Consider the following 25,337-nt stretch of genomic DNA (forward strand, 5'->3'; position numbering starts at 1 on the left):
CCGTAGGACCAACGTCCGTCGTCGACCAACTACATAACTTGCCGCCGGAAGTTGATGCACACCAACCGAACAAGGCAACATGCCCCTCACCATGCGACGCACGAGCTGCGATCCCAGCATCTCCCCCGGTCACAGCTCGCTCGCTGACAGACTTTGGTCCCGGGCGCACGGCCACTTCCCCTCGATGCCTACAACAACCCAGCCTCCGTGAAGGTTTCACCGGTTTACGGCCTTCCGAGACCTCGGTAGGTCCACCCTGCGTCGCGCCAGGTGGTCGGTTCCAGGCAGTTACGTCCGTCGATGATGACCTTCTTGCGGACGACAGCTTCGAGGTCCGACGGCAACAGCTTTCGAAACTCGGTCCACTCGGTCAGAACCAAGACGACGTCAGCGCCTGCGCACGCGTCAAGTGCGCTCGAAGTGTAAGTGAGGGTGGGGAACAACGCCTTCGAGTTTCCCATTGCTTTCGGGTCATAGACATTGACGGCAGCGCCTTGCAGCTGAATCTGGCCGGCAACGTTCAGCGCAGGTGAGTCACGCACGTCGTCGGAGTCAGGCTTGAAGGCGGCACCGAGAACCGCAACGTTGGCTCCTAGCAGCGAACCACACGCTTCTCGAGCCAGTTCGACCATCCGAGTGCGGCGACGCATGTTGATATTGTCGACTTCGCGTAGGAAAGTGAGTGCTTGATCTGCTCCCAGCTCACCCGCACGTGCCATGAAAGCACGGATGTCCTTCGGTAGGCAGCCACCACCGAAACCGATTCCGGCGTTGAGGAATCGCCTACCGATTCTCTCGTCGTGGCCGATGGCATCGGCGAGAACTGTCACATCCGCGCCTGACGCCTCGCACACCTCCGAGATCGCATTGATGAACGAGATCTTCGTCGCCAGAAATGCATTGGCTGACGCTTTGACCAACTCCGAAGTCGCAAGGTCGGTCACGACAAAGGGAATACCTTCGTTCAAGAGCTGCTCGTACACTTCACGCGCAACCGATTCCGCACGTCCGGGTCGATGGCGGTCGACCCCGAGCACAAGCCGGTCCGGGTGAAGCGTGTCTTTCACCGCGTAGCCTTCTCGGAGAAATTCCGGATTCCACGCCACCTCGACGTCTTGTCCGGCAGGCGCCAGTTCGCGTGCCCGCGCACCCAGTCGCTCTGCTGTGCCCACTGGCACAGTTGATTTCCCGAAAATAACGGTCGGCCTGGTCAAGAGGGGCGCGAGCGTCTCGATCACCGAATCGACGAAACGCATGTCGGCCGCGAACTCCCCCTTCTTCTGCGGCGTGCCGACGCCGAGGAAATGGATGTCGGCGAACTCTGCGGCTTCCTCGTAGGAGGCGGTGAATCGAAGACGTCCCGCGGCTATGTTGCGGCGCAGCACTTCCTCGAGTCCCGGTTCGTAGAAGGGAACCTCCCCAGCTTCGAGCATGGCGAGCTTGTTCGGATCAACATCCACCCCGAGAACCTCGTGGCCCAACTCGGCCATGCACGCAGCATGTGTCGCCCCGAGGTAGCCGGTGCCGAATACCGCAATACGAGAAGTCATAACGATGTCTGCCTGTCGAAGTCGGGTTTACGTCGAATAATGCTGTAGTACTTCATGTCCTGATCGAATCGACATTCTGTCGATACCACTCCACGGTCGATGCGATCCCCGCACGAAGGTCAATCGTGGGCTGCCACCCCAAATCTCGAAGCTTCCCGATGTCGAGCAACTTCCGCGGCGTCCCGTCAGGTTTCGAATGATCCCATTCGATCTCGCCGTCGAACCCGATCTCGTCAGCCACGATCGCGGAGATCTCCGCGATACTCTGGTCCTCGCCCGTACCGACATTGACGTGTTCTGCTCCGTCATAGTGGTCTAGCAAGTGAAGGCAGGCATCCGCCATGTCGTCGACGTGGAGAAACTCGCGCCTCGGCGTCCCGCTGCCCCAGTTCACGACTGACGCAACTCCATCACGGCGCGCGTCGTCGAAGCGCCTGATGAGGGCCGGCAGCACATGAGAGCCCTTGGCGGAGAAGTTGTCACCCGGGCCGTAGAGATTGGTCGGCATCGCGGAGATCCACGGACGCCCGAACTGCTTTCGAACGGCCTGTACCTGCAGGATTCCCGCGATCTTTGCGATGGCATATGCATCGTTCGTCGGTTCCAAATGACCGGTCAGAAGATATTCTTCGCGAATCGGTTGAGGAGCGAATTTCGGGTAGATGCACGATGATCCGAGGAACAGCAGGCGATCTACGTCGAATTCGGCCGCCGCGTCCATCACGTTCACCTGGATGCGAAGGTTGTCGGAGATGAAGTCCACCGGCAGTGTGCTGTTCGCCAGGATCCCGCCGACTCTGGCTGCCGCGAGAACCACGTTCTTCGGCCTCTCAGCAGCGAAGAATTCGAACACTGCACCGCGGTCGCGAAGATCTAGTTCGGCAGACGTGCGACCGACAAGGCGACTAAAACCGTCGGCTTCCAACCGACGCCAAATCGCTGAACCCACGAGGCCACGATGACCCGCGACGTACACCGCGTCGCTCCGATCGAGGGGCTTCTGCGCGTACTCCCCCGTCATCGAGCGTGCTCCCAATCCACCAGGTTCGGACGGTCGATCCAGGGCTTGCCCTCACACGTCAGAGCCTCGATGTCCGCATCGACCATGATTCGAGCCAGCTCAGGGGTATGCACAGTCGCCTTCCAGCCGAGCTTCTGCTCCGCCTTACCGGCATCTCCGATCAACGCATCTACTTCCGTCGGCCGCAGATAGCGCTCGTCGAAGCGCACGTGATCTTCCCAGTTCAGGCCGGCGTGCTCGAAGGCCACCGTCAGGAAATCCTTGACCGAGTAGTTGCCGCCTGTCGCGAGCACGTAATCGTCCGGTTCGTCGGCCTGCAGCATTCTCCACATTCCCTCCACGTACTCCGGCGCATAGCCCCAGTCGCGGATTGCATCGAGATTGCCCATGTACAAATGGCTTTCCAGACCGGCCTTGATCCGTGCCACCGCTCGCGTGATCTTACGAGTGACGAATGTTTCGCCTCGCCGGGGAGATTCGTGGTTGAACAGAATTCCGTTCACGGCAAAGATCCCGTACGCCTCGCGGTAGTTCTTGGTGATCCAGTACGAGTACACCTTCGCAGCACCGTACGGCGATCGCGGGTAGAAGGGAGTCTGCTCGTCCTGCGGAGGCGGTGTCGCACCGAACATCTCGGAACTGGACGCCTGGTAGAACCTGCATTCGAGACCAGCCATCCGGACTGCTTCGAGCAACCTGATCGACCCGATTCCCGTCGTGTCACCGGTGTGTTCCGGCTCGTCGAAACTCACCCGCACATGGGACTGCGCTGCGAGGTTGTAGACCTCGTCCGGGCGTATCTGTGCGAGAAGAGTGACCAAACGCGCCCCGTCGCTGAGATCGCCGTAATGAAGGAACAGTTTTGCATCCGGCGTGTGGGGATCCACATACATGTGATCGATTCGAGCTGTATTGAACGTGGACGATCTACGAATAAGTCCGTGGACCTCGTACCCCTTGCTCAACAACAGTTCGGCCAGGTATGAACCGTCTTGGCCTGTAATTCCGGTAATCAGTGCACGTTTCACTTGAAACTCCGTCCTCGAAGCAGATACTTGTCTGCGAGTAGTCATCGGCCGAATTGTGTTGTGTGGGAATAGCGAACCCACAAACAGAACTGAGAAACCCTCACGGCATTACTGCCCCCTTGATCCGCGATCTCAAGTCCTCCAGTTCCGCGGCAGCGGAATCCATTCCGCGAAAGATACGGATAGATTCGTCGTGCCCGAGATTCAAGCTGCCACCCGTCGCATCGTCCATCCAGGAGGCCTGCGGCGCGAGTACCGGTTCCAGTGAATCCCTCAGCTTCGGTACCGAACTGGTGCCCGACATCACCGGTATCGATCCGCCTCGAGCGCTCAGGATCAAGACATGGAGGCGGTCACTGATGGTTACGGCAGCGCGCTCGTACAGGGCGCGGACAGCGAACTCCTGTTGCCGATGGGTCACGTCATCGTCCCATCCCACGTACGGAATACCCAGCGTTGCAGCAACTTCGCGATTGTGGCTGTCGTCCTCGGCAACTTGGCAGCAGGCCACCAGATTCAAACCGATTGCCTCGACCTGACTCTGGATCGACCGAAGAACCGCGTAGTTCACCGGCCGGTCATGCCGAAGTGAAAGCAAGGCTATTTCTCGGCGCGCAGATTCTCGGCCTGCAGACTTCGCTCCGTCGGATAGGCCGGCCCGGAACGCGAGATCGGGATAGAACCGACTCTTACCTCGCAGGTACTCACACGTCCTTTTGTCACGTGCCGCGTAGACGTCGGCTAGACCGACGAGGATCTTCTCGGGTACTGCCGCCATTGAGCTTCGCACCTCGATCGACCGTCCCAAAACGAGGACTCGTGTACCGAACATACGAAGCACCGCAAAGACTGTCACCAACAACGAGTGCTTGACGACGCTGGCTGCCGAGGCCCCCAGAACCGCCGGCCCAGGTGCCATCACGATCACTGCCCGCCTTCGGCGCACCGTATCGGACCAAATCGCTCGCCAGAAGCTGATACCCGAATCCATGACCTCGTCGGTTGGTTCCCAATCGAAGGCATCGACGTACTCCGCGCTCATGCTGCCCGAAAAGACAACGGGTCTGAATCCCAGTTCACGCATGTAGTCGACTGCTGTTCGGCGTATCTCGATGTCACCCAGATTGCCCTGAGCTGCTGCAATACTCATGAAGAACCTACGCATGGGGATCCCTCCTCATTGCAACGACAACGACACAAGTCAGCAATGCGGTTTGAAATACATAGCTGAGCGAGAGCGACCACCCCGCTCCGAGCGCCCCGTAACGGGGGGCAGCCAGCACGATTCCGACGAGGCAGATCAAGGTGCTCACAACCGTTATGTAGGAGACAATTTCAACTCTGCCTGTACCTTGCAGAATCGCATTCAATTGGGACGAGATCGCCGCGAAGATCAAACTGAAGCAGACGACCTGCATTACCGGTACCGCGTCTACGTATGCATCGCCCAAAATCGGTGGAACGAGTACAGGTATGACAGCTGCGATCACACCGAAGATCACCGCGCTTGCGATGCATACGTACATCGCGGGTCGCAGAATTCCCTGGGTGATTCGCCCGGTGGTCGAGCGCGCCGCCGCAGGCATGAGTACTGCCGCAAATGATGTGGGGATCAGCCGCAACGGAGTGGTGATACGACTCGTCACGCCGTAGATTCCGGAGACGGCCGGCGACGTGACAAGTCCAACCAGCAGTACGTCGAAGTTGCGCGTCTGAGTAGCAACGGAATTCAACCAGAAGTGGGAAGACTTGCCAATGATCGACTTGTACGAGCGCCTCGATCTGACACGAGTGATCGCCGGTTCGAGCTGAATGGCCACGAAGACAGCGATCATCGAAGAGAACGCGAGGCCGACGGAATACCAGAACACTGCGTCGACTCCTGCGAGCCAAGCGGCCCCGACAAAAACCAGAGCAAGTGCTCGCCGGAGGAGCAACGACACCGCGTTCTGCCAGGTATTCCCGTCAGCGAGTGGTAGCGAGAGCAGGGTCTCGACGTAATTGTCCAGAACAACCCACGCTGCCAACGGCACAACGAACCAAAGCGTCGGCTCGAAGACCGCGGCTACAGCCGCGGTCAATGCCAGCAATGCACCAACGGCCAGGTTGGCGCGGCGCGAGAACTCCAACGTCGACGCGATGAGGGGTTCCTGGTCACCCAACGCACGGATCCGAACCAGAAATGGGGTGAACCCGAAGTTCAGAACGGTCTGAAGCACCAGTCCGACACCATAGGCCGCAGCGAAGATTCCAAAGCCGGACGGACCGGAGACGCGTGCGAGTAGGACCATACTCAGTGCCTGAATCAACGCTCCGACAAGACGTCCGCCGGCGATTCCCGTGAACTGAACCACCAGGGGGTTTGTCATCACCTTCACGTTCCACCGCCCAGGCACTCGAACGACTGCGGAACCCCGGCGCAGCGGGGCCGTGCGCCCTTCATGGTCGTCCGATCGACGAAACCGGGGCGCGGACGATCGAACTCGCCGGAACATCAGATGTAACGAGGGAATTTGCGCCGATAACCGAGTGGTCTCCGATCGACGTACCGCGAAGAACTGTGGACCTGGCCGCAATCCACACACCGTCGCCGATGACGATCGGTCCGTTGTCGAACTCGAAAGTCCGTGACTTTCTGCTGTGACTGCCCGCGCACAGTAAAACGTCTTGCGACACACAACTGTTCGACCCGATACTCACTGGTTCGAGATTGAGGATCCAAGCTCCCTCACCCACCCAAGTGTTATCACCGATCGACAGCTTCCACGGCCAATGGATCTTCACGCCGTGCCGAATCAGGACTGCCTCACCGATCTGAGCGCCGAACAGTCTGAGAATGGCCACTCGTATGCGTGCCGGCACGAACCAGGCCCGGAACAGTGGTGCCACTGCGAGCCACGCGACCTGCACTGACGCCGGACGTCCCTTGTCGTATCCTGCCCCGGTGAATTCGCCGAGGGAGAGCTGCGGGTGTGTCATAGCGCTCGGGCTTGCGTCGGTCGAGTGGGCGAACTGTCTCGATTGATGAGCCCGTCGAAGAGGTCACCGAAGGCGGTGGTGGCAGAGCCGGGAGACAAGGTTTCGTGCACGTACTCCCTCCCGTTTCGCGCGAGTTGATCGGCACGGACGGGGTCGGACACCAGCATCTCTATCTCACGTACCAATGCTTCCGGATTTCCGGCGTCAACACGTACTCCCGCCCCGGACAGAGCGATCTCCTCACCGGAGGCACTGTCCGAAGATGTAGCCGCGACGACGGGTACCCCTGAAGCGAAATACGATGTGAGTTTGCTCGGAACAGCCATACTGCGAAGATCGGCCAACTCGTTGAGAAGTAATGCGTCCGCGGCCCGCAGCACATCGGTGAAGTCTTCGCCCCCAACAGGATCCATGAATTCTATCCCGGCGCATCCGTCGGACAGCTCTTCGAGATGGGCCCGCTGATTCCCGTCCCCCATCAGCACGAATTTGATGTCGGACTGCCGTGACCCGAGTAAATGCGCGGCGTCCACCACGTTCTCGAGCCCTTGCTTGGCACCCATATTGCCGGCATGCAGAACTATCTTCTGTTCCGGCCCCCAGCCCAATCGCTTACGCGTATCTTCTCGGGCGCACGCAGACCGGGAGAGATCCAGGTGGGTCCAGTTCCTGATGACTGTGACGCTGCTCGAGTCGACTCCGAGGATGTCCTGAGCATGCTTCGCAAACCGAGGATGGATCACGACGACGTGATCGGACTTTCGCAAGATCCAGGATTCTGCTCGATCGACGAGTGACGACAGGCCTCCGCTCAGCTGACCGGTCTCGGACGCGCCCAGTCCGTAGAAGTCCTGCACCCACAGCACCACGGGTGTGCGCGACCGAAGGAGCCTGGTCCTGATGACAAATGCCGCCGAGGACAAAAGTGTGGGACTTAAACACAGTATGAGGTCTGCTCGATGGAAAAGAGTTGCCCAGGTCGCCCTCAAAGCGAAGCTTGCCTCCATCAGAATTCTTCGCAGAAAGCTGGGATTCCGAGGGATGTAGTGACGAAGTCTTTGCACTGTCAGATTTTCTGACTGCTCTACGGAAGACAGACCTGAGAAGCCATCCATTTTTCGCCAGAATGGATAGTGCGGATACCCTGTCACCACTCTGACGTCAGCACCAGCATCCGCTATCGCATTTGCCAAACCCTCCGTGTAGGGAGCGATACCGGTTGGCTCAGGAGAATAGTTGATTCCCACGATCAGGATTTTATTTCCCTGATTATCCATCGTGCTCATTTCCCTTTTTCAGCTCACTCAGGACGGTAGTCCGTGCACAGCTTGCAGGTGTGCACTTCTCTGCGTGTCACTCTCGAATCGTTCGCCGACTTTCCGTGCCGGCACTCCGACATTCACCGAGAAACTCTCGACGTCATTGGTCACGACCGAACCGGCTCCGATAACTGCACCGTCACCTATCTTCACACCGCTCAATATCACCGAACAGGCACCTATCCATACATCTGTTCCAATTTCGACAGAATCGCGGGCACCAGGCTCACGGTCCCCCACCCACGTCGACGCGAGCATCGGAATACCCACCTCGTTGATCGCGTGGTCTTCGCGCCCCACGATGTAGACGTTCATGCCGATCATGACGTGGGATCCGATGGAACCGTCTACCTGAATAACGGTCCTCGGTCCGACGCTGACATTATCGCCGATATTCAGTCGGTGTGGCGCACTGACGATAGCTCCGCGGCCGGCATCGAAGTCGCGCCCTACTGAAACATTGCCGTTCGATATCGCGAGTCCATTCATAATTCCGCGAAGGGCTCGCCTGACACCTGACGGTAGGCGTGATCGGTTGCTCATCGTACGACCATCTCCTTGGGCCATCCCTCTTTGTCGAATTCGACGACCTGACCTCGCAACGCAGCAGAGATCCCCGACGCCATGGTTTCGGCGGAATAGAGATCCCCGACCTTCGCTGAAACTTTCTCCGCTGAAACGGGATTGGCGACAAGGTGGAGGAAGTACTCTCGCAGCGCCACAGCCAGCGACTCCTCGGTCGTCGGCGAGTAACTCTGCATAGGACCGACAGCAGCAAGTTCGATCTCGGGGGCGTGCGGGGCGTCCTCGGGGTACAGCATCGGGACTCCGAATCCCAAGCTCTGAGTGACACTCAACCCGACGTATCCAGGAGAGATCGACATGATTGATCGTGCGTAGATTTCAGCAAGTTCGATCGGACTTTCAATACGTCCGTGTACCACAACGGACTCTTCTAGACCTAGATCGACAATTTGCCGTTCTATCGTTTCCACTGCATTTCCGAAACCTACGATTTCCAACACGGCGCCCTCGTCTACGAGGCCTGATCGGTGGAAAGCAGGAACCAATTGATCGACGTTCTTCTCGGCAACCAATCGGCCGACATAGACTATTGATTTACGCGATTCACCGATGTTGCCAGCGTTGATGTCAGCGCGTTTGTACAAAGAATTGGGTGCAACCCAAACTGGTTGGCCTGGAACCTCGAGCTTGGCTGGGACCACACTGGCATACCCGTAAAGAATGGTCCCCTGAGACAAGCGGCGCATCGTTCGCCGAAGGAAGGCCGTCTTCGACGAAGAACCTTGCCTGGGGTGCAAATGCCCCCATAGAAGCGTACGGCGACGCGCTATTCGTCGAAGGACCAAAATACTCCACGATGTGAGACTACGGGGGTTCAAATCCAGGATAGTTACGGAAGCTGATAGCGGATTTCTCCAAGAACCCACCTGAAGAAGAATCTTGTCACCGAAGATTCCGATCCGTCGAACGCGGTCGTAGAAATCCTTGTCGATGCCAGTTCGCACCGTGGAGTCCAGCCCGTAGTCCGAAGCCAGGATATCGAGATTTCCTTCTTCCATCTCACGCAACACCTCGATGCACGGATTCCGATAGGTTGGAATCACCGCCAGATACATCGAGTATTTTGTTGATGACATCGAGCCTGCTCTCCCAAAGTTCTCATCGAGCAACACCGATTGGCCAGTGTGCATTTCGCAGTTCCCTTGCTTCGGATCCCAGGCAGAGTTCGCCGGGAATGACGAATCGGATTCGCTGTACGAATACCAACACGAAAGACTGACTGGACGGATCAGTATGCGCCGTCACTCGCCATTACGGCTTTGAGCGTCTTCACGACGATCATCACGTCACCGACCATCGACCAGTTGTCGACATAGGACAGATCCAGCCGAACGGTTTCTTCCCACGAAAGATCCGAGCGCCCGCTCACCTGCCACAAACCGGTGATACCCGGTTTGACCAACAGTCGCCTTTTCACAGCCCCGTCGTATGCCTCTACCTCACGCCTCAACGGTGGCCTCGGACCAACAACGCTCATCTCGCGACGGAGCACGTTGACGAACTGAGGCAACTCGTCGATCGAGAACTTTCGAATGACGCGCCCCACCTTGGTAACCCGAGGATCGTCACGCATCTTGAACAGAACGCCGGCGCCCTCGTTATCCGATAGCAGGCTGTCCACCTGCGTATCTGCGTTCTGAACCATCGATCGGAACTTCAGCATCGGAAAAGGAACCCCGTCCAATCCCATTCGCTCCGACCGATAGAGCACAGGACCCCGACTGGTGAACTTGACTGCCAACGCTGTCACGATCAACACGGGACTGATCAGAATGAGAATGAGAGATGCGAAAACGACGTCGAAGGCAGTCTTGGCGAACCGTTGAGCACCATGGTATCGCGGGCGTTCGACGTGAATCAGCGGAAGGCCCGCCACCGGCCGCATCGACAGTCGCGGACCGGAAACATCCAGGATTCCCGGTGCCACAACAAGATCGACGTCCTTGCACTCCAGATCCCACGCCAGCTTCCGCATACCGTCGTAGCCGAGGTGTTCCGTCGCCGTAACCGCAACCGCATCTGCACCGACCAAATCGAGTGCGTCAGTCACGTCGTGCTCGTCCCCGAGGACCGGTATTTCGTTGCCGTCGACCACTATGACTCTGTCGCGACGACCTAGTTGACTGGGTTGGCAGACGCCCACTACTCGGTACCCGTCACCGGGAGCCCGTTCGAAGGTCTGGGCCATCTTCTTGACTGCGACCGGGCTTCCCACGACCAAAACGGACGTCTGGAAATCGCCGCGAGACCTTTTCCGCGCGATCACCTTTCGCCAAATCCAGCGGCTTGCCATCAGCGCGGTCAGACCGACCGGAAATGCGAAGGCCAGATAGAGCCGTGCGATGTCCAACTGCAACAGCAGGCTGACAATCGCAATGAGCCCGAAGAGGCGAACTGTCGCGACGAAGATTCGTCTGTACTCTTCGGGGCCGCTGCCGATCACGCGAATCGATCGAGTGCGGAAGATCCCCAAAGACGATAACCACATCGCCGCCAATGCAATTGACACACCGGTGTAGCTGAGTTGCCCGAGGATTCCGGGGCTTACCGCACGGCCGTCTCCGCCGAATCGTAGCCATTGAGCCATGAAGACCGTCGCCACGATGATCACCGAATCGCCCAGGAACAGCCTTCTGCGGTATGCCGTTTCCCATTCCCTCCGAGAAGTCGATCCGCGGCGGAGGTCGGGCACTGCGCGGGGAAGCGTGTGCTTGGTCTTGCCCAGTGTGGACACGTCGAGCGCCGTCACGTGATCAGTCCCTTCCTCATTCGTGGAATCCGTGTGTCATTGAATCCGTGTGTCGTTGACAGGTGTTGAGCGTGATTCACCAGATTCGAGCAATCCACTGGAACAGCAAATTGCTCGCTTCGATTCGAAGAGTGCAATTGTTCGAGAATCGGAACGCTCTCACGCTCCGATTGGATTACATTTCAGCACTGTCCGAGCCCAGGATCAAACGCAAAGTCATCCCAGTTCAGGCCTGTAGCCGCCCGCACCCCCACCTATTCCAATGTGGCGCCAGCGCAAGCGCTTTGCCTATCGCCCTTCGGAGGCGGATCGACTGGAACAACAGGATGAGAGATCGATTCAGAAGCAACTATCGCGTTACCTCGACGAAAGTGTGACGAACGGAAGGACCTTACTCGCCAGTAGGCGGTTGCCACAGGGCATCGCATTACCGATACCGCCTGAATAGAGGATCATTTCCATTGGTAACCAACGCTATGACTTTCGCCGACAGAAGGTGCCTGCGCCGTTGGGGACCTACGTCCCCGGCAGGGATCTTGGTCCCTATTGCCGATCCGATGTGCAATTCGAAGGCGAATAGCCCTACAGCCCTTGCTGATACAGGCATCAACATCGGAACGAGAACAGGTCGATCGTCCAGTTCGCAGCAAATCGGCCTCGAAAAGAAATTTTCCTTCGTCTCAACATGTGAGATTTTTGTTCGGCTTCGGCTATCCCACATCGCCCGGTGTTCGGATTCGCACCTTGCGATCGATCACGTAAGGTCGACAAAAGTCGGGTTCGCTGACACAACCTCGCTGCAGCCGACACGGCCGGAGTAGACGACCAGTTCGAATAGGACTACATATCTTGAAGATTCGCGACCTACGCACGCAGTCGGGAATTATCCCCCGCCTCACAGTACGTTGGCTGATGATTGCAGCCGCGACAATCTTTGCTTTCTGGCCCACCTGGACCAATTTGTGGAGGAGCACCGCAAGCGGTACCGCCATCGGCTACGTTTTCGTCCTGCCCCTTCTCTGCCTGATAGCCGCAGTCGGAACAGATTTGCGACGAGGCCCGGACCTTCCGATCCACGACCGCGAGACCGACAAGATTGTCGGCGGTATCGGCTTACTTGTCTCTCTGGGTTTACAAGCACTCCTCATGCCACGTTTTGCCGAGAACTATGAACTGATGCATATCGATGTAATCGCCGCATGGGTATTCGTTTGGAGCGCAGCGGTTCTCATGTTCGGTCTGCGTCCGGTGAATCGCTACTGGGCAATCTGGGTTGTTCCAATCGTTCTGGCGCCGCTCATCTACCGCACGCTGGCAACTGAACTCGGCGGCACACGATTCGACTACAGCATCATCATGGTGTTGGTCGCTTCGGCCGCAACGACGATCGCCGTCAGTAGGACCTGGAGACGGGGATTCGCCGGGTTCGTCGGCTCGTCCATCCTGGGTGCTGCTTTGGTCTACTACCTCTCCAGTCACTACCCGACTGCACCCTTGTTCAGCGTCCAGCTGCTACCAGCACTAGGTAGCGCGTTACTGGTAGGCGGGTTCTTCTACCTGTACGAGCGACGAGGAAGGTCATGGAAGCCGTTCGAGCGTCCGCTCCGGAATCCTTCGACGTCAACCAGCAACTGGACGATCCTGGTGGTGTTCGCCGCGGCGATCGTGATGTTCTTTACGCCGGTCCCCACCGCTCAGAGCGTTCCGGTCTCGGTAGGCCCGCCGGCGACTGCCGATCCACGCCTCGTCCTCCCCGTTGGTTGGCATGAAATCTCGACCAATGAATACGATTGGCCGAGAAAATACTTCGGTTCCACTTCGGCACTCACTCGCCAGACGATTCGTGCTGATACGCCCAATCCTGCCTGGGACACCCAGATGCGCCCACGCACCGTCCAAATGGACGTTGTTCAAGTGCGTCGCCCCTCTACCCTGTCTGTCTATCCGAGCAATACAACCTATGATCTCCAGAACGCACGTGTCAGTCCCACCGTACGAGTTGAGTTGAGTCGTGGAGTTGTCGCGGAAATGTACACAGTTGTCGACGACTCCCTCCTACTCACTTGGAGCAACCTCAATTTCGTGTGGACACGCGGCGACGGTGCCGCACAACGCGTCACACTCTTGACGGTGGACAATCATGAGCCGAATGCCTTGTTCCCCGAACCGAAACCATCGATGGCTTCGAATGGAAGCAACACCTTGGCCGTTCTACTCAGAGGCCGGATATCGACTGTAGACAGCGAATCTCAGTACAAGGATCTAGGTATGCTCCAGTCACTCGGAAGGCTCGTCGTGGAGGCACAGAAGTGGTAGATCCCGAACTCTCGCTTGAGAGTGAAAGCTCTGAAGAATTCAAACGGGCCGCACTCCACGACGCTGTGAACGGACTGCGTGAACGCAAACCGATTTCATCGGCATCAGTTGCGTTCTATCCGTGGCAGCGCAACATCCTGCTCCTGATTCTCGTGGCCACCATGGTGTGTCTGATCTTCTTCCTTACTCCCACGCTCATCGTTCTCACCTTGGCATGCACGATCGGGTACGTGTGGGCGATGGTGGATCGACTCGTGCTGTTCACACGAGGTTTGGATGCTTCCTCGATCGTGACGATCAGCGATCAAGAGGCAAGCTCGCTTTCAGATGAAGAACTCCCGCACTACACAATCCTTGTTCCGGCATACAACGAACCGGAAGTAGTCGGAGACCTGATTTCCGCGATGCGAGCGATCGACTACCCCTCGGACAAATTGCAGGTGCTGTTGCTCCTCGAAGAGGATGACACTGTCACTATCGAAGCTGCGACTGCCGCCGGAGTCGATGCTGTGGTGAGTATCTTGAAGGTCCCTGCTGCAGATCCCCGCACCAAACCCAAAGCCTGTAACTACGGATTGCACTTCTCTACGGGCGAGATAATCACCATCTACGACGCCGAGGACTCTCCGGATCCGCTCCAGTTACGCCGTGTGGTGGCAACTTTCGCAAAACTTCCATCGAATACTGCGTGCGTTCAGGCGAAACTCGCATTTCACAACGGAACTCAGAATTTGTTGACCGCATGGTTCACGGCCGACTACGCCCTCTGGTTCAATTTCATCCTCCCGGGGCTGATGCGCAGTCAGTCACCGATTCCTCTGGGGGGCACGTCCAATCACCTTCGACGAAGTGTGCTCGACGAGATCGGCGCCTGGGATCCCTTCAACGTCACGGAGGACGCAGATCTGGGAGTTCGCATCGCCGAGAGCGGCTACCGGACCGCTGTTCTGAACTCGACGACGTTGGAGGAGGCCAACAGCGACACGATCAACTGGATCCGACAACGCTCACGCTGGTACAAGGGCTACCTGCAGACTTGGTTGGTTCACATGCGTCAACCCGTGAAACTGTGGCGCGGACTCGGCACGGTCGGATTTCTACGCTTCACGATCTTGATGGCGGGGACACCCGTCGTGGCGACGCTGAACATGGCATTCTGGCTGATCAGTCTCGGTTGGATCCTCGGCCAGCCTGAGGTCATCCACGACGTATTTCCCAACTACGTCTACTTTCCGGCACTCGTGTCGCTCGTTTTCGGTAACGCGGCAGTCCTTTACATGAACTTGGTGGCGTGCCGCGAGACGCGGAATCCCATGCTGCTGATTGCCTGCCTCACCGCTCCGCTCTACTGGGTACTGATGAGCATCGCTGCCATAAAAGGCACCTATCAGTTGATACGCAATCCGTCTTACTGGGAGAAAACCTTCCACGGATTGAACACGTAACCTCAGTTCCCGATCGGAGATTGTTGCGCCGGTTGAGCTTTGGAGCTCGCGGTCTGATCGCTGTCGGTCGAAAGACATGCAAACGCGAGTACGACCGGTAGCCAGTAGTATGCCTGCTCGAAAAATGCCGATGTCAGAGCGAACGTCATCATCGAGACCAGAACGCCGGCGGCGGCGGCGTTCTTGCCGGACTTCATCGATCTGAACGCAACCAATGCCGTCGCGCAGATGATCAGTGCCACAGCCAGGGCAAGCACAACCCCGCCTTGGTACCAGGATCGTAGAAATACATTGTGGACGACTGTGACGTTGTCGAACGAGGCCGCATTGGCCGCGTTCAAACCCACCCCGGAGAGCGGATGCGCACGAATAGAATCCCAAGCGAATCCGTAAGTGTCGTTACGGATCTCCAGAGTGCTGACGGCCTTGGTCTGCCCGGTGACCTGAAGGTATCGATCGGCCGGCGTCTCCAGGTGCTTTCCGAACTCGGTGTAGGTGATTGCGATCCAGAAGAGAACGGAGGCACCGGCAAAACTCTTGACGATGGTGGTGATCTTCACTCGCGAAGAAATTGCCACGACGATCAATCCGATCGCGCACGCCGACAACGAACTCAAACTACCGGTTGCCAGCAGCCCCACCGCATTCACAATCGAGATCAGCACCAGAACGACCCGATTTCCTACCTTTTGCACTGCAGCTCCCAGGCACAGAATCAGCGCAAGTGAGGACATGATGCCCAGAACGTTCGGGTGACCTGCCAGACCTGGAGCACGACCGTTCACAACACCGAAACCGAAGACGGATGAACCCGCCAATTGGACAGCGGCGACCAGAGCAGAAACCGATTGGCTTGCTATGAACGCAATGCATACCCGCCTGACAAAATTCGGATCGCGCCGGACATTGGCGACCATCACAAATATTCCGAGCCCTAGAACAATGAAAAGTTGGATTCCAACGTAAAGATTTCCGGTGATATCACTGCCACGCGTCGCTGTTATCGTGGCGACGAGAGCGGCGTAGCCGGCGATCAACCAGACGCCTACAAACTGCGGCCGAGCAACTCGTCCCAGCGCTACTGACGCCACGATGACCGCAAGCACTGCCATCGCCCACAACTGCGTGACGGCGCCGGGCAACGAGCGGTATATCGGAACTACGATCGCGATGGCCATCCACACGGCGGTAGTCGGCGACAAAGGAATTCTGCCTGTTCGCCCTGCCGTCGGAGCGGCATCATCCCGAAGGCCTTCAGGTCTGACTTCACTCGGCGTTGTCACTGAGTTCCCGCTTCCGACAATCGAATTTTTTGCATTTCACCCTCAATTTCACCCTTCGCCGACGCCGGGCTGAATAATCCCCGCTCAGCGCAGAAGTCCGCCTCTGTCGGCGACGTCGCGTAACTGCAAATAAGCGAATCGTCGTCGTAAAACTTTGCCACGACATGGCAGATATCCAATTGTCCTCGACTCGTGGCCGAAAGGAAGTGGCATATACCTCTCGGCTCAGGCAATATGACCGCTATGAGTGGTTTCTCCGCATGGGTCGAGAATCAACTGGAACTTCGCTCGTTCGGCGACATCCAGGAAGCTGCGCGTGCGCTGAAGATTCGACCTTCCGAGCTCAGTCGATGGCTGTCGGCCAAGCGCCCTCCCACGCAGGACACGATGCGGACGGCATGCCAGGTCTTCGACGCTCCGATCATGGAGGTCCTCGTAGCCGCCGGTTATCTGACCTCGGAGGAAGCGGAGCCGGGAACGACTCCACCGTCGGTCATCGCGACGATTGCGACACAGTCCCTGGTGGACGAACTCACCCGACGCGGTATCGCCCAACGCAGCGAATGACTCCGGGCTACCGACATTCACATACGCACTAACCGAAAATGGTGCGAATTCTCTTGCACCACAACATATTTCGACCTCACCTGTCATGGACGGCATTCTTCAGTACGTCAACTGCGGATCCGGCTGATCCAATCGTTCCTTGAGCCAGACTCGCAACTCCGGACCGTACTCGGTGCGGCTGAGCGCATGGTCGAGAGAAGCCCGCAGAAAGCCACCCGGGTTACCCAGATCATGGCGGGTTCCGTGATGGACGACGACGTGAACCGGATGCCCCTCCGCGATCAACAGCGCTATCGCATCCGTCAGCTGCAGCTCGCCACCTTGCCCAGGCGAGATTCGCCGGAGCGCATCGAACACGGCGCGATCGAGCACATAGCGTCCGGCTGCGGCGAGGGTGGACGGAGCATCCACGGGGTCCGGCTTCTCGACCATGCCGACGACTGCGAGCACGTCTGGGTCATCGCCTTCTTCCGGCGCGCGGACGTCGAATACGCCGTACGCACCCACACGATCGGGCGCGACGTCGAACGCGCACAGCACAGAACCACCACGCTCGGCGCGTACCTTCGCCATCGTGTCGAGAACGCCGCAGGGGTGGACCAGATCGTCGGGAAGCAACACCGCGAACGAGTCCTCGTCCGCATCCAGCACCGATTCGACGAGACCGACAGCGTGTCCCAATCCCAGCGGAGACTCTTGCACAACCGGCTCCACCGAGATCAGACCTGGAGCCCGACGCACACGCTCTAGTAGATGATGCTTCCCGCTGGCGGCGAGCTTGCCCTCGAGCACCAGATCCTCGACGAAATGCCCGACGACCGATGCCTTGCCCGGCGCTGTCACGATCACCAGACGTTCCGCGCCTGCTTGCGCCGCTTCACTTGCGACGAGCTCGATCCCGGGTGTATCGACCACGGGGAGCAACTCTTTCGGAACCGTCTTGGTGGCCGGCAGGAAACGTGTCCCCATCCCGGCGGCCGGCACCACTGCAGTCTTGAAAGGCCGTTCAGCGCACCCAGTCATCGTTCACCTTTCCGCTCACGCGATGCTCCACACACTTACCGTTACGCGCATGCAGCGGTCGTCCCCTCATTTCGACGACCGAAAGCTCACATCGCATGTACAGCCTGCGCACAAGGTCTACCGGGCAGCCGATGCTGTCGCAAGTTGACCCGAACTCGGAATTCGTTGCGCGCGAGAGCTACACACCACCCCTCGTTGTCACTTCTACGAGATGCACAACGCGCTCCGCTCACTGCCCGTTACCGCAGCGAACGGTTGTCGCCCTTTTTCGACGTTGACCACGGCGGGACGTGGCTACTGGCCAAAGAGACAGGTACGACGCAACTTACGAGCTCAGCACCTCGACCGGACCGTCCCCAGTCGACCCGGACGTAGGTCCTGGAGGCGTCGCGCAAATGGTCCCGTGCGACTCCACCGGCCTTCAAGTTCGGTTATCCGCAGGTGAATGCCTCTGAATGCCATTGAATACGAACGAAATACGGGTATCGAGTAACGATGCCAGGTTCAGGTTGTTATCAAATCGTGACCATGCTCCCACTTGGCGGAACTCCCAGTGGACTACTAGCAGTGTCCTAGCTTGCCAGTGAAGCGATCACGTCGAAGAGTGGATCGTCAGGCCCGATGTCCATCGTGCATTCGTTAGGCCGTGGATCCGGTACGAATGCCCACAGGAGAGCGCCGGCCGTGCCGGCCGCCTTCTGCCCCGTCAGCTTCGTCTCGATATTCGTGGCTCTGGTCGCCAGTGATTCACAACTACCCGCCAATTCGCCTGTCTCGGCGACCAACAACGGCTTCCCGACGTTCGTCGCCTGCTCGATACGTCGTGCCAGTCCGTTCCACTGGTCGCCCGGAAGCGGCACCCCGTCGGCTCCGTAGTCGTGATACTGCAGAACGTCGACGAAGTCGGACTCGCTCAGGTATTGGTAGTCGTCACCCGCAGTGCCGCACTGACCGCCCCCGACGTATCCGGCCGTGATCAGAGTGTTCGGATCGATCGCTCGAAGTTCGGCGCCTGCCGTGTCCAAGAAGTCCCGCAACACCTGCGCGGAATCAGACGGGCACGTTCTTGTCCACCAGTTGCAGGCGGCATCGGTACACAGGCTCGGTTCCGGCTCCCCCACCAATTCCCACGCCGCGACGGAAGGCTCGTTCTTCCAGCGGTCGACGGCGGTGTGCATCCAGTCCTGGAAGCTCATGGTGGCTCGACCTGGGATCAGGTTCGCGACCTTCCAGTCGTCGGTGTACCAGTCCCTGGATTTGAACAGCCCGTCATCGCACCCGCTGTCCTGGGGTGAGAGCACCGGAATCGTGAACTGGTTGTGCCGCGCGGCAGCGTCGAACACGGCATCCATCGGTCCGAAATCCATCTCTCCGGACAACTTGTTCACCGCGAGCGCCTGGAAGGCGTTGAAACGCGTGACGGAGTTCGGCGGCAGCGAACCGAAGTACGCGTCGAGGTCGACCATCGCGCCACAGCCGAAGTTCACCGACCAATCGGTGGCCAGTTGATAGGCATTCAGCCCGGTAGGCCACCACGGCTGTCCGTCGAGCGTCAGTCCGCTCGACGACGCTCCGACCCGGACCGTCTTAGGCGAATCGGCAACCACCGGCGTCGTGAACATTCCTGTCACCACCGCGACGGTTGCGAAGCCGACTACAGCGGCAGCGATACGGCGACGCACTGTGCGTCGCACACGCGGACGCGCTTCTTCAGAAGACATCTACAACCATCCACGTCATACGGACAATCCTCCCACACGAATTGCCTCATCGACCCGTTTGACGTTCACCGGTGACGCGATACAAACGCCAGGCCGAAGGGTCCATCCCGCCGTCGTTGGGTACCTCGAGCACGAGCGCTCCCACACCGCCGGCACCGGTGTCGTACATCGTCGGATAGCGCCGATTGACCGCGTCCGACACACCGCGACCGGTATTCGGAACCGACAGGATGTATTCGACGTGATGTTCGGCCGGGTTGTTCAGTACGCGCACGAAGTCCGCATCGGAGGGCACGACGAATTGCCGAGGGTTGTTCGACGACGCCACGACGGCATAGCTCTGCACGGTGTCGAGCAGAACCGATCCCTCCGGCAGAGCCAAGTCGTCCAGGTACCTGGCAATGCGACGCTCGGCCGCAAACGTGCGCAGATTCGTCTGCTCCTCGAGGTTCTGCCGGCCCGGAATGATCGCGCTGGCAATGGAATGCTCGAGCACTGCGATCCGCGCATTACCCATCGCGACAAACGTGACCAGCGTCGAGCCGACCAGCAAGCACAGAGAGATCACAAGAGGTAGAGACGGTCCCGCCTGCTCGGGGTACGTCGACACCGAGCGCGACGCAGCAGCCCCCGGTCGACGCGTGACGACCGGCGCTCCGCGAGGAGCGATCAAGACGACCAACACGAAACACAGCGGAATGATCGAAATGTAGAAGCGCAGTAGGGGAAACGTCGATCCCATCACGTACAGCAAGGTTTGGGCGCCGAGGATGGCGCCGAACAACACAAGAGGCACGACCACTTCGGTGTCCCGCCGCCGAAGTGCGTAGATGACGGCCAGGACCGCGAACACCGGGAGCGCCGGCCCGAGGACGGCCATTTCGGTAATCGAGAACCCGAGGCGTGCAATCGGTGAGTCGGTTCCGGCACCAGCCTGCTCCAGGATGGAACTGTTTCCGTACACCGACGAGAACTGTTGGAACGCTTGACCGGTGATGAGCCAACTGGCAAACGACCACAAGGCGAAGGCAAGGAATCCCGGCATCATCACGACGGCACCGTCGAGCGCTGCTGCCCAGAGCCGCAAGCCAGGTCCCGCGCCCTCGCCCCGCTCCTCCGCGGTCGGGCGGAAACGAAGCCAACTCACCACGGTCACCAGCACCACTGCGACAAACAGCGGTGCCAATGCGTCGTAGCGGGTCAGGTACGCCAGAGCGAACGCGAGGCCGGCACCGATGAGGTCGTGGACGTCGTCGCTTCGCATCCACCGAATCAGTCGACGTGTCGCCCACAGAACGAAGAAGAGGAACGGAGCTTCGCTCATTCCGCTCGCCGCGTACATGACGATCATCGGATTGGCAGCGAACAGCACGGTCAAGATGACGGTGACCCATCGCGTACACCCACGGTCACGACTGATCCCGCGGATCTGAATCACAGCACCAGCCATGAAGGCCGCGGACATCACGACCGCAGTGATGTTCCACCGCAGCAGATCCGGCCACCAATGACCCATCAGGCCCATCGGAATCTGGACTGCCGCCGTCAACGGGGTGAACACGAATCCGATCGCCGCGAAGTGCGGATCACGGCTGAGCAACATCGCCGATACCGCGGCGACGCGACTGAGCGAATCGGTGAAGATGAACCCGATACCCGCGTTCATCCACACGCCCAACGCGGTGTAAATCGCGAAGAGGACGACGAACATCGGCCAGGGCTTCCGGCCCGGTAGATCGTGGACCGCGACGGACAGGGCCGGGCGATCGATGACGGTCACTGTCCGCGACGCCGAGCCACGAGCACACCACCGACGGCGACAGCGATCAGAACCACGGTCCCGAATCCGATCCAGCCGATCGTGACCGCGCTCAGTCCGGTCTCCTCTTCGGCCGAGGTCGCAGTGCCCAACGGGGCGACGTTGACTCCGACGTCGAACGGCTCTCCTCCGCGCGGTGCGACCAGGAGATCACCGGTCAGTTCTGCGAACCGGTCCTTTCCACCTTCCAACCAGTTGAGCAGGCCGTCGGCATCGGCCGCATCACTCGCAGATGTCAGCGCCACCACTTCGTTGTGCGAACCCGAAACCACCTGCAAGGCACCGTACTGTCCACCGAATTCCAGACCCTGCAAGCGCAGGAGCCCTTGATCTGCGGTGTCCATGGGTAGAGCCACCGGAGTGGGCAGCGTCCCGTCCGCCGCGATCAACAACGCCGGCAGAGAGCTGGTCGCCGCGTCACCGAACGGGAGCACACGCGGTTGCAACGGAAGATAGCTCAACCGCTGCATCGTGACGACGAGGCGCTGCGCTCGAATGAGATCTGCGAAATCACCGTGACTCAAACCGACATCGAGTGTGGGCAGCATCGACTGCGGCAATGCCTCGAATCCTCCAGGTGTCGGCGGGAATCCGGTAGTGGACGTGATGGTGCTGGCCGGATCGACAGTGAGCGAAGACGGGCTACTGGTGCCGCACTGGAAGTCGCCGGTGACATCCATCGACACCTCGAACGTCAAGTCGCGACGCAGGAGTTCGTTCGGAACATCGACGCCGATGTCGAAGCGCCCAGTCTCGTTCACCGTCTGCGAGGCGAGCCGTGTATCCCCCAGCGAGATCGACAGTTCTCCGTTGCGCGAATTCGGCAGCGGCACATAGGAACCGATCATCCGGATCGACACGTCCTTCATCGGACGGCCAAGTTGAGACTGACTGAACGGGACGTCGACCTCGATGTGATTGAGACCGGAGGCCGTCAACGTTCCGAGCTTCAGCTCACCGACGGTGATGGCGTCCTGGGAAATCTGGGCAACTGTGTTGTCCGGCGACGCCAGCGCTCTGCTCGCCGCCCAGTAGCCGTCGAAGTTCGCCGCCAAGAGACTGACTTGAGGAACGAGAGTCTTGTCGTCCCCCGAAATCCGCAGCACGGGTGAACCATTCGGAGTCGCCGCGAGATCGATGCCGGCGTCCCCACTGTTGCCGATCACTACAGCCCGCTCGAACAGTCCCGGCTCGGCGGACGGTAAGCTCTGGCCGTTCGGCAGCTGCTCCACCACCACGGCGTCAGGCTGACTTCCGTACTTGTTGACAATCGCCGCACTCAGTTGCAAAGCCGCACTCTGCTGCGACCTTGCTGAACCATCCGTGACGTAGATGGTCGCCTTCCTCAAAATCGGCGGAAAGAAGGTTGCAACAGTCATAGGCTGCTGCTCGGCACCGTCGTAGGTGACAAAGGCGTCCCGGAGTGCAAGGGGCTGGTATCTCGTTCGGTCGTAACAGCGGTCGTCGACGGGAACGAGATGAGCGATCATCGACACGGTCACGCTGCGGTCGACCACTTCGAGACCTTGCAGGGGAACCGAAATCGGCAGTCCGGTTCCGGCTTGCCCGGCGTCGAAGTCGACACGGCTCACCAATCTGCCGTCGGCAGTCACTTCGAGCCAACCTCTACTGAAGTCGGTCGGGGCAGTCAGGATTCCGGTCACGGCTGTTGCAGTGAGTCCGTCCGGTACCGGCACGGTCACCAACACGGGTGCGTCATCGGAGGAGAACACGATGTCCGTCCCTCGGCCGAGTTCGGTGAAGGAGATCGGAGTTGTGGCTGCGGCGGCGACCGACGTATCCGTGTCGTCCTCGAAATCCTGGGCCGAGGCGACACTGCCGAGCGGAAGTAACAAAGTCACCGCGACAGCCACCGGCATTGCCAGCGCGCGCGTCAGCCAGGTTCGAGAGTGGCCCATCAGCGTGTCTCCTCGACATTTCTTGTTTCCGCGCAATCACCAAACACAAATCACGAGTAGCAATCTCGCCAGTTCGTGACGGTCGCAGGTCCGATCGCACCATTACGGACAAACGAACCATAACGACCAATTTGTGCGTTTGGCTAATTATCCCGACCGGCGAGACTTTTGTTACGGCGCGTCACATGATTAGCAATCGCTGCCGCTGGGAAGCCGAAAGAAACCGTCCGAAAGCCCGTCAGTACGCCTGAACGTCCGTCCAGTCTGAACACTTCGCGGGCGGATAAATCTCAGATAAGGATGCTGTGACGATCAATTCGATCATCCCCACCGGCAAGAGCGCGATCGGAAAGCTGGTCGGCGCGCCTTTGCACTTCGCATCATCGCTACGTATGGCCAGGGTTTTTCACCCTCACGGGATCGAACTGAAGGGAACGTTGAAGCCGGCCACCCCTTGGTGGCCGGTATCGGAGTCCTCGACGATTTCCGTCACCGCTCGAATGTCGAAAGCCCTCGGAACACCGGGAGACCTACCCGACATACTCGGCCTGGCGCTTCGGTTGCACGAGGTCGGCGCCGATGAAAATCCGTGGGACATTCTTCTCGCAACATCAGGACTTTCTACCTTCTCGAAAATGTTTCCAGCTCCGGCTTTCTCGTGGAACGGCGCGCGATACAGCACACTGGTTCCTTACTCACGCGCAGGCGGTGCGGCGGCGTGGCTGATCGTGACACCGCGCGGCGTCCACCCGACCGGCACTTCTTTGTCGGCATTGAAAACGGCGGTCGATCATTCCCCTCTGCACTTCTCCGTGTACCTCGCGAGAATTCAACTTCAGTTGATACCGATCGGGCATCTCTGTCTCGACGAGGTCGAGGACCACCCGGATTGCCTCCAGCCGTCCTTCGATCCGGTTCTGAACAGGCCCGCCCACATGCGCATGCTTCCGGAGTGGCTCGCAGAAACGCGCAAGTTCGCGTATCGCGGTAGCCGCAACGGCCGAGGAGACACACAAAAGCGCGGTTGACCGGACTTGCCGATCAACCGCGCCGATGCTCACTCAGCTTGTGAACTTGTCCTTGATATCCGAGACCTTGTCACTGACGGTGTCTCCGGCCTTCTTGACCTTTGCCTCGCCCTGATCGGCAACACCTTCGGCCGCCAGATCATCGTTGCCCGTGGCATTTCCGAGCTTTTCCTTCGCCTCGCCGATGAGATCCTCAGCGCGGTGCTTTGCCTTGTCGATGAAGTCAGACATGTATTTCTCCTTCTTTGATTCGGTCGTGCATACGGCCGTGGGATTCGGTCGTGGATTCAGTCGAACTCGAACAGCGTGGAAAAAATGTGTCAGCGTTTTCCGGTGACTGCCTTGACCAGGAACAGCAAGATGACAGCGCCGAGGAGGCAAGTGAGGAAGCTGAAGATCCAGCCGGCGCCCTCGACATCTACGCCGAAGACTCGAAGCAGGAAACCACCGATCAGGCCGCCGATGACACCGACAACGATGTTGAGGAAGATCCCCTGCTGCGCATCGGTTTTCATGATCTTACTGCCGATCCAACCCGCCAGTCCACCGATGATGATCCAGGCGATGATACCGAGAGGAAGCATTTGAACTCCTTAGAGTAAAGAGGGACGGCGCAATGAGAGACTGCCGGTGAAGGGAGAGTTCCGAGCGATCGGCCCGCGCAACTAGACCGTGATCGCGGGTTGTGTTTGCACACAACCGGAGTCTCCGCCGCACGCGCGGGGGATCGTGCACTCAGTAGCAGCCACATTGTCTGCTTACATTTCTATCAGGTGTTCACGACAGAACCAAAATGACTGGCGATTCACCACATACGAGAAACGACACTCACCGACGCACACATGATCAGCGTCACGAAGATCGCGATCGTCACCGAGGTAACGGTCGAGAGGAGCACCGTGACACACAGTGCCACAGCAACATCCATGACTCTGTGGACGATCGGGAGGTCTACCAATACCCGGTCGTCCGGAGGCTCAAACCT

22 protein-coding genes are annotated in these 25,337 nt (G+C 58.9%); 4 read left to right on the plus strand and 18 right to left on the minus strand.

Going from position 1 to position 25,337, the window contains the following annotated elements; translation table 11 throughout:
• Positions 1-224 precede the first annotated feature (224 nt).
• From I7X09_RS25680 to I7X09_RS25725, 10 genes are all read right to left on the minus strand, one after another.
• Positions 225-1,550 carry a UDP-glucose dehydrogenase family protein gene (locus tag I7X09_RS25680; protein WP_166812203.1) on the minus strand — a complete coding sequence of 442 codons (1,326 nt, stop codon included), beginning with the start codon at positions 1,548-1,550 and terminating at the stop codon, positions 225-227.
• A 52-nt stretch (positions 1,551-1,602) separates the two neighbouring features.
• Positions 1,603-2,571, minus strand: a complete 969-nt coding sequence (locus tag I7X09_RS25685) for a GDP-L-fucose synthase family protein (protein WP_200314314.1) — start codon at positions 2,569-2,571, stop codon at positions 1,603-1,605.
• A complete protein-coding gene (gmd, locus tag I7X09_RS25690; protein ID WP_020968749.1) occupies positions 2,568-3,599 on the minus strand; it encodes a GDP-mannose 4,6-dehydratase in 1,032 nt (343 codons plus the stop codon). Before gmd ends, I7X09_RS25685 begins: the two co-directional genes overlap by 4 nt.
• 100 nt (positions 3,600-3,699) lie before the next feature.
• The gene (locus tag I7X09_RS25695) at positions 3,700-4,764 is read right to left on the minus strand and encodes a polysaccharide pyruvyl transferase family protein (RefSeq protein ID WP_200314316.1); all 1,065 of its coding nucleotides are present in this window, start codon (positions 4,762-4,764) and stop codon (positions 3,700-3,702) included.
• The gene (locus I7X09_RS25700; RefSeq protein WP_200314318.1) at positions 4,757-5,968 is read right to left on the minus strand and encodes a lipopolysaccharide biosynthesis protein; all 1,212 of its coding nucleotides are present in this window, start codon (positions 5,966-5,968) and stop codon (positions 4,757-4,759) included. Before I7X09_RS25700 ends, I7X09_RS25695 begins: the two co-directional genes overlap by 8 nt.
• 70 nt (positions 5,969-6,038) lie before the next feature.
• Entirely contained in the window at positions 6,039-6,578 is a 540-nt protein-coding gene (locus I7X09_RS25705; RefSeq protein ID WP_200314320.1) for a DapH/DapD/GlmU-related protein, read from the minus strand.
• The gene (locus tag I7X09_RS25710) at positions 6,575-7,864 is read right to left on the minus strand and encodes a WcaI family glycosyltransferase (RefSeq protein ID WP_200314322.1); all 1,290 of its coding nucleotides are present in this window, start codon (positions 7,862-7,864) and stop codon (positions 6,575-6,577) included. The genes I7X09_RS25705 and I7X09_RS25710 overlap by 4 nt, the downstream gene beginning before the upstream one ends.
• A gap of 18 nt (positions 7,865-7,882) precedes the next feature.
• The gene (locus tag I7X09_RS29700) at positions 7,883-8,440 is read right to left on the minus strand and encodes an acyltransferase (protein WP_325100594.1); all 558 of its coding nucleotides are present in this window, start codon (positions 8,438-8,440) and stop codon (positions 7,883-7,885) included.
• Complete coding sequence (locus I7X09_RS25720; protein ID WP_200314324.1) at positions 8,437-9,612, minus strand: glycosyltransferase; 1,176 nt, start codon at positions 9,610-9,612, stop codon at positions 8,437-8,439. Before I7X09_RS25720 ends, I7X09_RS29700 begins: the two co-directional genes overlap by 4 nt.
• Before the next feature lie 98 nt (positions 9,613-9,710).
• Positions 9,711-11,231, minus strand: coding sequence for a sugar transferase (locus I7X09_RS25725; RefSeq protein WP_200314326.1), 1,521 nt, complete (start codon positions 11,229-11,231; stop codon positions 9,711-9,713).
• A gap of 912 nt (positions 11,232-12,143) precedes the next feature.
• On the opposite strand from I7X09_RS25725, the gene I7X09_RS25730 reads away from it, so the two are divergent.
• Positions 12,144-13,547 carry a hypothetical protein gene (locus I7X09_RS25730; protein ID WP_234036713.1) on the plus strand — a complete coding sequence of 468 codons (1,404 nt, stop codon included), beginning with the start codon at positions 12,144-12,146 and terminating at the stop codon, positions 13,545-13,547.
• Positions 13,541-14,992, plus strand: a complete 1,452-nt coding sequence (locus tag I7X09_RS25735; RefSeq protein WP_200314328.1) for a glycosyltransferase — start codon at positions 13,541-13,543, stop codon at positions 14,990-14,992. Before I7X09_RS25730 ends, I7X09_RS25735 begins: the two co-directional genes overlap by 7 nt.
• Positions 14,993-14,994: 2 nt before the next feature.
• On the opposite strand, the gene I7X09_RS25740 is transcribed toward I7X09_RS25735, so the two are convergent.
• The gene (locus tag I7X09_RS25740) at positions 14,995-16,170 is read right to left on the minus strand and encodes an O-antigen ligase family protein (protein ID WP_200314330.1); all 1,176 of its coding nucleotides are present in this window, start codon (positions 16,168-16,170) and stop codon (positions 14,995-14,997) included.
• Positions 16,171-16,518: 348 nt separating this feature from the next.
• On the opposite strand from I7X09_RS25740, the gene I7X09_RS25745 reads away from it, so the two are divergent.
• The gene (locus I7X09_RS25745; protein WP_234036714.1) at positions 16,519-16,842 is read left to right on the plus strand and encodes a helix-turn-helix domain-containing protein; all 324 of its coding nucleotides are present in this window, start codon (positions 16,519-16,521) and stop codon (positions 16,840-16,842) included.
• Positions 16,843-16,941: 99 nt separating this feature from the next.
• Here the strand turns inward: I7X09_RS25745 and I7X09_RS25750 are convergent, their stop codons facing one another.
• From I7X09_RS25750 to I7X09_RS25765, 4 genes are all read right to left on the minus strand, one after another.
• The gene (locus I7X09_RS25750) at positions 16,942-17,865 is read right to left on the minus strand and encodes a UTP--glucose-1-phosphate uridylyltransferase (protein ID WP_200314334.1); all 924 of its coding nucleotides are present in this window, start codon (positions 17,863-17,865) and stop codon (positions 16,942-16,944) included.
• A gap of 572 nt (positions 17,866-18,437) precedes the next feature.
• On the minus strand, positions 18,438-19,586 hold the full coding sequence (locus I7X09_RS25755) for a cellulase family glycosylhydrolase (protein WP_200314335.1): 1,149 nt from the start codon (positions 19,584-19,586) through the stop codon (positions 18,438-18,440).
• A 46-nt stretch (positions 19,587-19,632) separates the two neighbouring features.
• The gene (locus I7X09_RS25760; RefSeq protein ID WP_200314337.1) at positions 19,633-21,366 is read right to left on the minus strand and encodes an ABC transporter; all 1,734 of its coding nucleotides are present in this window, start codon (positions 21,364-21,366) and stop codon (positions 19,633-19,635) included.
• Entirely contained in the window at positions 21,363-23,324 is a 1,962-nt protein-coding gene (locus tag I7X09_RS25765; protein ID WP_166812219.1) for a hypothetical protein, read from the minus strand. Before I7X09_RS25765 ends, I7X09_RS25760 begins: the two co-directional genes overlap by 4 nt.
• Before the next feature lie 305 nt (positions 23,325-23,629).
• Between I7X09_RS25765 and I7X09_RS25770 the strand changes: the two genes are divergently transcribed.
• Entirely contained in the window at positions 23,630-24,352 is a 723-nt protein-coding gene (locus I7X09_RS25770) for a hypothetical protein (RefSeq protein WP_200314339.1), read from the plus strand.
• A gap of 33 nt (positions 24,353-24,385) precedes the next feature.
• Here the strand turns inward: I7X09_RS25770 and I7X09_RS25775 are convergent, their stop codons facing one another.
• The 3 genes from I7X09_RS25775 to I7X09_RS29640 all read right to left on the minus strand — a co-directional run bounded on the left by I7X09_RS25775 (position 24,386) and on the right by I7X09_RS29640 (position 25,280).
• Positions 24,386-24,583 (minus strand): CsbD family protein, encoded by a 198-nt coding sequence (locus tag I7X09_RS25775; RefSeq protein WP_200314341.1) that lies wholly within the window; start codon positions 24,581-24,583, stop codon positions 24,386-24,388.
• Positions 24,584-24,672: 89 nt separating this feature from the next.
• The gene (locus tag I7X09_RS25780; RefSeq protein ID WP_003943661.1) at positions 24,673-24,936 is read right to left on the minus strand and encodes a GlsB/YeaQ/YmgE family stress response membrane protein; all 264 of its coding nucleotides are present in this window, start codon (positions 24,934-24,936) and stop codon (positions 24,673-24,675) included.
• 221 nt (positions 24,937-25,157) lie between these two features.
• Positions 25,158-25,280 (minus strand): hypothetical protein, encoded by a 123-nt coding sequence (locus tag I7X09_RS29640; protein WP_260395499.1) that lies wholly within the window; start codon positions 25,278-25,280, stop codon positions 25,158-25,160.
• Positions 25,281-25,337 lie beyond the last annotated feature (57 nt).

It is taken from the genome of Rhodococcus sp. P-2 (genome assembly GCF_016598535.1).
GTDB lineage: Bacteria > Actinomycetota > Actinomycetes > Mycobacteriales > Mycobacteriaceae > Rhodococcus_F > Rhodococcus_F baikonurensis.